The following is an 8,923-nucleotide window of genomic DNA, read 5'->3' on the forward strand; positions in this document are numbered from 1 at the left end:
CAGCCCCGTCGGTCTCCCCCGCCCCACCTCCGCCGACACCCTCGCCGCCGTCCAGGCCGCCGTCCTCACCGGCACCCCGGTCTGGATCGGCTACGTCAACGCGGAGGGCGCGGCGAGCCAGCGCGTCATCGCCCCGGTACGGGTGGAGGGCGGCTTCGTCACGGCCTACGACCACACGGCGGACGAGATCCGCACGTATCCGCTGCACCGGATCACGGGGGTGGCGGAACTGGCGGACGACCACGCGTGACGCCCGTGGGTGCTGGCCAACGGCAGCAGCTACTTCACGTCCCCTATGAGTTCGCTCACGCAGGGATCAACACACAGAACACCTACCATTTCACCCAATAGCTGCTTGGTCATTCCTCTGGAAACAACCGAGAGTTGACCATGTTCAGGCCAAGGTATCGGACGGATCCGGCCAGTAACCCTCAGAAAGTTTCACGCCCTGGCCAATAGTTCGTAATGTCACTTACCAGTGGCAGCAGGAGTAACTCCTGCCCCCGCCAATCGCAAGCACCTCTGCAAGCTCAAGCTAGCTACAGGAGTTGCTATATGAACTGGAAGAAGAAGGCATTCGGGTCGGCCGCTGTTGCCGCAGCGGCAGTCATCGGCACCGCTACTGCGGCATCGGCTGAAGGGCCCCACTACCCCCAAACCCAGGGTGCGGTGGGAAGGGCGTGTGCGTACAACTGGGTGCAGTCCGACACCCAGGGCTTCCCCGGATGGCACGGGAAGCATGTGTTCGTATCGGGCATGACTTACAACTCGGCCGCACTGATAACCGTGGGGTGCTACCCCAAGGTGAGAACCACCTACATCAACAACAGTGGCAACAACGACACCGCATGGGCCGAGAAGCGGAGCAATGGAGCCTACGAAACAGCCCTATGGGCCGGGTACTACCAGAACATCAAGTACACCGACATGTGGGTGGAGCTGAACGACGGGAGCACGGTTACCGGCACATCGCTCCGGGTTGACCCCTACGGGAAGATCATCTTCCAGCACTGACCCCCCTGCCCCGAGCGGTTTACCTGTAGCCCTGCCAGACGGATGCGGCACATCCACTGGCAGGGCTATGCTCGCGCGCAACGAACCACGGACCGGGAGGAACGCGAATGGATCTGGATGGTGCGCGGCTGCTCCGGGGGCGACTGCTGAACGCCGGGCAGGGCACTGAGGCCAAAGTCGTCCTTCCCTATGAAGAAGCAATCCGGCTGGCCCTACTCATCGGCTTCTACGAGGAGACGTGGGACGCCAATCAGGTCGTTGACGCGCTGCATTGGTGGCGGGCGTTGGCCAAGGTTCTGCCGCAGGAGCAAGGGTGGATCTTCACGCTGCGCGACCTTGAACCGATGTGGATCATTGAGGGGCAGTCCGGAGACTTCACCGCCGTTCACGTCGTCGCCGAGGAAGCCGGACGCATGTACTACCAGGTCACCAGTCACCACGACGGCCGGGACGGCACGGCGAACTATGCAGACGTTGACGCTCTTTTGGCAGCCATCGCCGCATGAGAGTCGGCATGCGATCCGCCTGTCCCGGTTTGAGACCACCGCCTATTGATCCGAAACGGTCGGCACTCTAGGTCGCAACAAACCGAAACGGCCCTTCCCCTTCCCACCTCCGCTGCGCACGCCCGGCTTTGTCCCGCAGCGCCTCCCGTGTCGTCGAGAGCAACCCGTCGATCGTCGACGCCACTCGCAGACGGAACCGGCGACATAACGCCGCCGCTCCGTCCTTCGCCTGGCGGGCGGAGCACAGACAGCATCGGACGCACAGCAGCCCGATTTCATGCCCTCTCCACATGGCTATAGCCGCTGCCGCGGCGTATGGCCCACGAGAGACCGTGCGAAGCTACACGTCCGGCCTCAGCTTCTTGGCATGGGTCACAAACACGGACCAACCAGCCAAGGGAATGACCAGAGCTGGGCCGCCGACGGCCTTACTGTCCCGGATGGGGACGATGCCGGATGTCGATATGAGGTCGGGCGCGAACTCAACACATTCGCCGCCGGTCCCACCGCTATAACTCGACTTCACCCATATCGCGTGAGAGGAGTCTGTGGCTGTTCTCATGACTGGTGATCTCCTTGAGGATGTCGCGAATCAACGCCGTTGACTGCTCGGGCGGCATCGCACCCGCGCGAAGCCGGTTGTATACGTCCTGAGCCTCCGCAACGGCGGACACCGAGTCGTCCACTCGCGAGTGGTGCCTGATCTCCTCGTACAGGACCGTCGGTCCTTCACCTCGCGGAGCCAGCAGCACGAACGGCAGATGGGCGGCGGGAGTGCCGAAGCCGTTGGGAAACACCTGGATCGTGGTGGTGGGCCGTCGCGCCTCCTCCAGCAGGCGCTCAAGCTGCTCCCCCATCGTCTCCCGGCTGCCGACGATCATACGGAGCACGGCCTCGTGGAGGATGACCCACAGGCGCGGGGGATCTGCGCGCTCTATCACGCCGTGCCGGGTGAGTCGTGACTCCACGCGCGCTTTGATTTCCGAATCGTTCTCGCGGGGATAGGCCGACCGGAAAACCGACTCGGCATAGGCGGGCGTTTGCAGAATGCCCATGATGAGCGTGTTCGAGTAGCCCTCGATAAGGCGAGCTTGGCGCTCAAGCTTCACGTACGGCACGAACCACTCGGGATGCCCCGCGTCCGAGATCCGCCGGTGCAGCCGGAGGAAGTAGCCAGACGTGTTGAAGAACCGGTCGCATCCCTCAGCGAACAGTTCCGACCCGAGGGTGTGCCCGTTCTCGACCTTGCTCACGTACGGGACCTTGTACCCGGTCGCCTCCGCCAGCTCGGTCTGCGTCGCACCCGCATGCTCCCGGGCGTACAGCACCTCCCTCCCGTAGTACTCCGGCCCATCCTGCGTCCCTTCGCTCACGCGAACCACCGGCTTTCCAAAGGCACTTGGAAACATCAAAGCGCTGTTCAGCGCCCCTTTGGCCCGCAACTCTATTGCCTCCACAAGGGAGTTGCCCGCCCACCAAGGGCCGAACACACGGAGGATCGAACAAATGTCAGCGCCATGGATGACCTACAGCCTCGGCACATGGGTGGTGGACAAGCAGCGGGATCGCCTGGGCGAACTCGTGGGCCACGGCGAGATCTACACCCGGCTCCGACCACCCGGCGGCGGCGCGGAGTGGGATGCGGCTCCGGAATCGCTGCGGCTGGCCACCACAGACGAACTCCGGGAGGCCGGCTTCCGGAAGCGCGTCAGCTGGATCGGCCCCTCCGTGACGCTCGTCTACATGCCAACGCAGGGCGAGGGCGCCGAGTGATCCCCCTGCCGCACACGGGCGGGCCGCCCGCCATGCCATCCGACAGCAGTGGCAACCCATGCGGCGTATGCGGCCTCCTCCGTCGGGCCAAGGAGGCCGCCGCCCGGCGGGGCGACGCGCCGGCGCTCGCGGAGCACGTCACAACGGAGCTCAGGCACTACGCACGTGCGCACCCCGGCTACGGGGTGACCGCCGACTGACCTGACGCGACGCAGGGACAGCCTTCACGCGCACGGCCACCGGAGCGCTGGGGTCCACGCGCGGCGCCCCCACCGCGTAGGACGCCAGCGCCCCTGCCGCACCAGCGCCCCCGGATCGACCTCGACCGGGAAGGGCTTCTCGATCAGCGTCGTACGACCCGCCTCCGCCACGGCCCGCTCCACGTAGCGGCCGTTCTCCAGCTCCGAGACGATCAGCGCGGGTACAGGCTCCAGCTCCAGCCGCCACAGGTGCTCGATGCCCGCCTCCGCGTAGTACGGCGGCTTGAGCAGCCGGTCGGTGCGGCGGCCGGAGGACGACGGTGAGACGATCTCCACCACGAGCAGCACGGCCTCGGCGTCGCACGCCACCGGGTCGTCCGCGGTGGCCGCGGCGTCCAGTACGGCGATGTCCGGGACGAAGAGCCCGTCGGGGAGCACCACATTGACCGGCCCCAGCACCTCGGCCGGGGCCCCACCGCTTCGACGGCGGTATGCAGCAGCCACCGCAGGCGGGACAGCGCCCGCTGGTGCTTCGTCCCGGGCATCGGTGACAGCAGGAGCGCCTCCCCCACCAGCTCGCGCCGCTGGCCGCGGTCCTCCCCCAGCGCCAGGACCCGCTCGACCGTCCAGGGTCCGTAGTGGTCCTCATGCGCGGCATCCCTCACCATGCCCCTCAGTGTGACGCCCACCACTGACACCGTCCCGGATTCCCCGATCGCACCCGCCGCTCCCGGGGCCGCGGCGATACCCTGGACGTTTGGCCGGAAGGAACAGGTGAGGCGTGAACGGACCCCTGATCGTCCAGAGCGACAAGACGCTCCTGCTCGAAGTCGACCACGAACAGGCCGAGGCCTGTCGTCGCGCCATCGCCCCGTTCGCGGAGCTGGAGCGTGCGCCGGAGCACATCCACACGTATCGCATCACGCCGCTCGGGCTGTGGAACGCCCGGGCGGCCGGGCACGACGCCGAGCAGGTCGTCGACGCGCTCGTGGCGTACTCCCGTTACCCCGTGCCGCACGCGCTGCTCGTGGACGTCGCCGAGACCATGGCCCGCTACGGCCGGCTCCGGCTGCTCAAGCACCCGACGCACGGGCTCGTGCTGGAGAGCACGGACCGGCCGGTGCTGGAGGAGATCCTCCGGTCGAAGAAGATCCAGCCGCTGGTCGGTGCCCGGATCGACCCGGACACGGTGGCGGTGCACCCGTCCGAGCGCGGTCAGATCAAGCAGACGCTGCTCAAGCTGGGCTGGCCCGCCGAGGACCTGGCCGGGTACGTCGACGGCGAGGCGCACCCGATCGAGCTGCGCGAGGACGGCTGGACCCTGCGGCCGTACCAGCGGCAGGCCGTCGAGGGCTTCTGGCACGGCGGCTCGGGCGTGGTCGTGCTGCCCTGCGGCGCGGGCAAGACGCTCGTCGGGGCGGGCGCGATGGCGCAGGCCAAGGCCACCACGCTGATCCTGGTCACCAACACCGTCTCCGCCCGCCAGTGGAAGCACGAGCTGGTCAAGCGGACCTCGCTGACCGAGGACGAGGTCGGCGAGTACAGCGGTACGAAGAAGGAGATCCGGCCGGTCACCATCGCCACGTACCAGGTCCTCACGACCAAGCGGAAGGGCATCTACCCGCACCTGGAGCTGTTCGACTCCCGGGACTGGGGTCTGATCGTCTACGACGAGGTGCACCTGCTGCCCGCGCCGGTCTTCAAGTTCACCGCCGACCTCCAGGCACGCCGCCGCCTCGGGCTGACCGCCACGCTGGTGCGCGAGGACGGCCGGGAGTCGGACGTCTTCTCGCTGATCGGCCCGAAGCGGTTCGACGCGCCGTGGAAGGAGATCGAGGCGCAGGGCTACATCGCGCCCGCCGACTGCGTCGAGGTCCGCGTCAACCTGACGGACAGCGAGCGGCTGGCGTACGCGACGGCGGAGACCGAGGAGAAGTACCGCTTCTGCTCGACGACCGCGACCAAGCGGCGGGTGACGGAGGCGCTGGTCGCCCGGCACAAGGGCGAGCAGACGCTGGTCATCGGCCAGTACATCGACCAGCTCGACGAGCTGGGCGAGCACCTGGGCGCGCCCGTCATCAAGGGCGAGACGACCAACGCGCAGCGGGAGAAGCTCTTCGACGCGTTCCGGGCGGGCGAGCTGAGCGTGCTGGTGGTGTCGAAGGTCGCGAACTTCTCCATCGACCTGCCCGAGGCGACCGTCGCGATCCAGGTCTCGGGCACGTTCGGCTCCCGGCAGGAGGAGGCACAGCGGCTCGGCCGCGTCCTGCGGCCGAAGGCGGACGGGCACGAGGCGCGGTTCTACTCCGTGGTGGCGCGGGACACGGTGGACCAGGACTTCGCAGCGCACCGGCAGCGGTTCCTGGCGGAGCAGGGGTACGCGTACCGGATCATGGACGCGGACGCGTTGCTCGCGGGCGAGGATGCCGTCTAGGGGTGCCCCACTCCTGGGGCTCCCGTTGCGCCTACTGGGGTGCCTCTTGCGCTCGGCGCGCGGCTGCGGGTCGTTCGCGGCTGGTCGCGCAGTTCCTCGCGCCCCTTACGGGGCGTGCTGGTCAGGCGCGGCGCGAGTCGGCGTACTGGCCGAGGACTGCGACGCTCACCGCCGCACCGGCGAAGGCCTTGAGCGCGCGGAGGGCGGCGGCGAAGGAGAAGGGCGTGGTGTCGGGGGTGACGGATGCGGTGGTCATGTCGTCCATGATGGTTCCCGGGTACCCCCCGCCACATCGGTCCACCGGTGTAACCGCAGGCCCTGGGGCCTCCACCCCAGGGCTCATGCCGTGCCCTACGTAAGGGGGAGCGCGCCCCTGAGAGGGACCAGGGGCGCGCCGTGCAGCCCGTACACCCGGTCGAAAAACCATTCGCGCACCGGCCCGCCCGCTGGCTAGAATCCTCCGCCTTGCCGCCTCCCGCCCCGGGAGCGCCCCCGTCCGGTCGGCAACCGGCGGGATCCCGCTCGTCCACAGCACTCTCCCGGAGGCTCCGCCGTGCCCGCGCAGCAAGTGACCGAAGCCAGCAGCTCCCCGCTCGACCGTGAGCGCGCCCACCTCGCCGTCTCCCGGGCCGCGCTGCGGGCCATGCGCGCGGATGTGGAAGCGCTGGACATCAAGGACGTGACCGCGAACTGGGTCAACGCCGCGGTGCTGCAACGGCAGATCGACGACCGGATCACCGCGCTCGCCGACCTCGCGCACACGCCCCTGTTCTTCGGCCGCCTCGACTACCACCACGCGCCCGGAGCGGATCAGGCCGAGGGGGCCCAGGGCGAGCGGTTCTACATCGGGCGCCGTCACGTGCACGACGCCGACGGCGACCCGATGGTGATCGACTGGCGTGCGCCGGTCTCGCAGCCGTTCTACCGGGCGTCCAAGAAGGACCCGATGGACGTGCGCACGCGCCGCCGGTTCGGTTACACGGGCGGCGAGTTGACCGCGTACGAGGACGAGGACCTCACCGACACGGCGGGCGCCGAGCAGGCGAGCAAGCTGCTCCAGTCGGAGATCGAGCGGCCGCGCGTCGGCCCGATGCGCGACATCGTCGCGACCATCCAGCCGGAGCAGGACGAGATCGTGCGCGCGGGGATCGGCGGCACGGTGTGCGTCCAGGGCGCCCCGGGCACGGGAAAGACGGCGGTGGGCCTGCACCGCGTCGCGTACCTGCTGTACGCGCACCGCGAGCGCCTCGCCCGTACCGGCACGCTGGTGATCGGCCCGAACCGGTCGTTCCTGCACTACATCGAGCAGGTGCTGCCCGCCCTGGGCGAGTTGAACGTCGCGCAGGCCACGGTCGACGACCTCGTCGCCCACGTCGAGGCGCGCGGCACCGACGAGGCGGCCGCCGCGTGCGTCAAGGGCGACGCGCGGATGGCGGAGGTACTGCGCCGGGCCGTGCGTTCCGGCGTGACGATGCCGACGGAACCGCTGGTGGTGGTGCGCGGCTCGCGCCGCTGGCGGGTGCCCGCCTACGAGATCGAGGAGATCGTCCGGGAGCTGCTGGACCGCGACATCCGCTACGGCGCCGCCCGGGACGCCCTGCCGCAGCGGATCGCGCACGCCGTGCTCGTCCGGATGGAGGCCGCCGGCGAGGCGCCCGACGACCGGGTACAGGACGCCGTGGCCCGCAACGCCGCCGTGAAGGCCGTGGTGAAGGCGGTCTGGCCGCAGGTCGACCCGGCGAAGCTGGTGCTGCGGCTGCTGTCCGACGCGGAGTTCCTGGCGGAGCACGCGTCGGATGTGCTCACGCCCGAGGAGCAGGCCGGGATCCTGTGGGCGAAGCCGGCCCGCAGCGTGAAGTCCGCGAAGTGGTCGGCCGCGGACGCGGTCCTGATCGACGAGGCGGCCGACCTGGTCTCCCGCACCGCGTCACTCGGCCACGTGGTGCTCGACGAGGCGCAGGACCTCTCCCCCATGCAGTACCGCGCCGTGGGCCGCCGCTGCACGACCGGCTCCGCGACGATCCTCGGCGACATCGCCCAGGGCACCACGCCCTGGGCCACCCGCAGTTGGTCGGAGGCCCTGACGCACCTGGGCAAGCCCGAGGCGTCCGTGGAGGAGCTGACGCAGGGCTTCCGCGTGCCGCGGGAGGTCATCGCCTACGCGTCCCGCCTGCTGCCGTCGATCGCGCCCGAGCTGCGCGAGGCGACGTCGGTACGCGAGTCGCCGGGCGACTTCGCGGTGCGCTCCGTGGCGGCGGAGGAACTGGACGCGGCGGTGGTCGCCGCGTGCCGCGCGGCGCTGGCCCACGAGGGCTCCACCGGCCTGATCGCCGCCGACGCGCGCATCCCGGAACTGGCCGCCGCGCTGACCGCCGACGGCCTGCCCTTCCTCGCCCCGGGCGAGGAGACGAGCGCCGAGGCGAGGCTGACGCTGGTACCGGCGACGCTGGCGAAGGGTCTGGAGTACGACTACGTCGTCCTGGACGAGCCGTCCGCCGTCGTCGACGGCGAGCCCGACACGCGGACGGGGCTGCGGCGCCTCTACGTCTCCTTGACGCGAGCCGTCTCCGGCCTGACGGTCCTTCACGCCAGGCCCCTGCCAGGCGAATTGGCCTAGCCACAGGGGTCACCCACCGGGGGGCTCCGCCCCCGGGCCCCCTCGCCTACCGGGGTGCGTCTTGCGCTCCGCGCGCGGGTGCGCCCCCGGTGGGGGCTTGTCGCGCCCACGCGGCGGAGCCGCACAATGTCGCAGCCCCGCGCCCCTCAATGCCGCCTACGGGCTCGGTGCGTTGCGTTCGTCCGGCGTCTGCGGGCCGGTGGGGACTTCTCGCGCAGTTCCCCGCGCCCCTGACGGGGCGCGCTGCTCCGCCTGGTGCCGTGGCGGGGGCTTCGCCCCCTGCACCCCCAGCGGGACACGGCGGCGAGGGACAACCGGCCCCCTGCGGAGAGCCGACATCCGGCGCAGGTGCCCCCTACCGGCAGCCAACATCCGGCGG

The 8,923-nt window shown here is 69.7% G+C and carries 10 protein-coding genes; 6 read left to right on the top strand and 4 right to left on the bottom strand.

The window, feature by feature from the left end; genetic code table 11:
* The 3 genes from K6I34_RS24700 to K6I34_RS24710 all read left to right on the top strand — a co-directional run.
* A partial coding sequence (locus tag K6I34_RS24700; RefSeq protein ID WP_229328541.1) for a WYL domain-containing protein occupies positions 1-250 on the top strand: 250 nt, incomplete at its 5' end.
* A gap of 305 nt (positions 251-555) precedes the next feature.
* The gene (locus K6I34_RS24705; RefSeq protein WP_229328542.1) at positions 556-1,014 is read left to right on the top strand and encodes a hypothetical protein; all 459 of its coding nucleotides are present in this window, start codon (positions 556-558) and stop codon (positions 1,012-1,014) included.
* 107 nt (positions 1,015-1,121) lie between these two features.
* Entirely contained in the window at positions 1,122-1,520 is a 399-nt protein-coding gene (locus K6I34_RS24710) for a hypothetical protein (RefSeq protein ID WP_229328543.1), read from the top strand.
* 340 nt (positions 1,521-1,860) lie between these two features.
* Here the strand turns inward: K6I34_RS24710 and K6I34_RS24715 are convergent, their stop codons facing one another.
* On the bottom strand, positions 1,861-2,082 hold the full coding sequence (locus K6I34_RS24715; RefSeq protein ID WP_229328544.1) for a DUF397 domain-containing protein: 222 nt from the start codon (positions 2,080-2,082) through the stop codon (positions 1,861-1,863).
* Positions 2,030-3,010 (bottom strand): helix-turn-helix transcriptional regulator, encoded by a 981-nt coding sequence (locus K6I34_RS24720; RefSeq protein ID WP_229328545.1) that lies wholly within the window; start codon positions 3,008-3,010, stop codon positions 2,030-2,032. Before K6I34_RS24720 ends, K6I34_RS24715 begins: the two co-directional genes overlap by 53 nt.
* 16 nt (positions 3,011-3,026) lie before the next feature.
* On the opposite strand from K6I34_RS24720, the gene K6I34_RS24725 reads away from it, so the two are divergent.
* Complete coding sequence (locus tag K6I34_RS24725; RefSeq protein WP_229328546.1) at positions 3,027-3,293, top strand: hypothetical protein; 267 nt, start codon at positions 3,027-3,029, stop codon at positions 3,291-3,293.
* A 224-nt stretch (positions 3,294-3,517) separates the two neighbouring features.
* Here K6I34_RS24725 and K6I34_RS24730 read toward each other — a convergent pair whose 3' ends face one another.
* On the bottom strand, positions 3,518-3,997 hold the full coding sequence (locus tag K6I34_RS24730; protein ID WP_229328547.1) for a Uma2 family endonuclease: 480 nt from the start codon (positions 3,995-3,997) through the stop codon (positions 3,518-3,520).
* Between the two features lie 277 nt (positions 3,998-4,274).
* Here K6I34_RS24730 and K6I34_RS24735 point away from each other — a divergent pair, with 277 nt between their 5' ends.
* Positions 4,275-5,927 (top strand): DNA repair helicase XPB, encoded by a 1,653-nt coding sequence (locus K6I34_RS24735; protein WP_229328549.1) that lies wholly within the window; start codon positions 4,275-4,277, stop codon positions 5,925-5,927.
* 121 nt (positions 5,928-6,048) lie between these two features.
* Here K6I34_RS24735 and K6I34_RS38395 read toward each other — a convergent pair whose 3' ends face one another.
* Positions 6,049-6,183, bottom strand: a complete 135-nt coding sequence (locus K6I34_RS38395) for a hypothetical protein (RefSeq protein WP_275127142.1) — start codon at positions 6,181-6,183, stop codon at positions 6,049-6,051.
* 387 nt (positions 6,184-6,570) lie between these two features.
* Here K6I34_RS38395 and K6I34_RS24740 point away from each other — a divergent pair, with 387 nt between their 5' ends.
* On the top strand, positions 6,571-8,544 hold the full coding sequence (locus K6I34_RS24740; RefSeq protein ID WP_229328551.1) for an AAA family ATPase: 1,974 nt from the start codon (positions 6,571-6,573) through the stop codon (positions 8,542-8,544).
* Positions 8,545-8,923: the final 379 nt, after the last annotated feature.

Source organism: Streptomyces sp. UNOC14_S4 (genome assembly GCF_020740835.1).
Classification (GTDB): Bacteria; Actinomycetota; Actinomycetes; order Streptomycetales; family Streptomycetaceae; genus Streptomyces.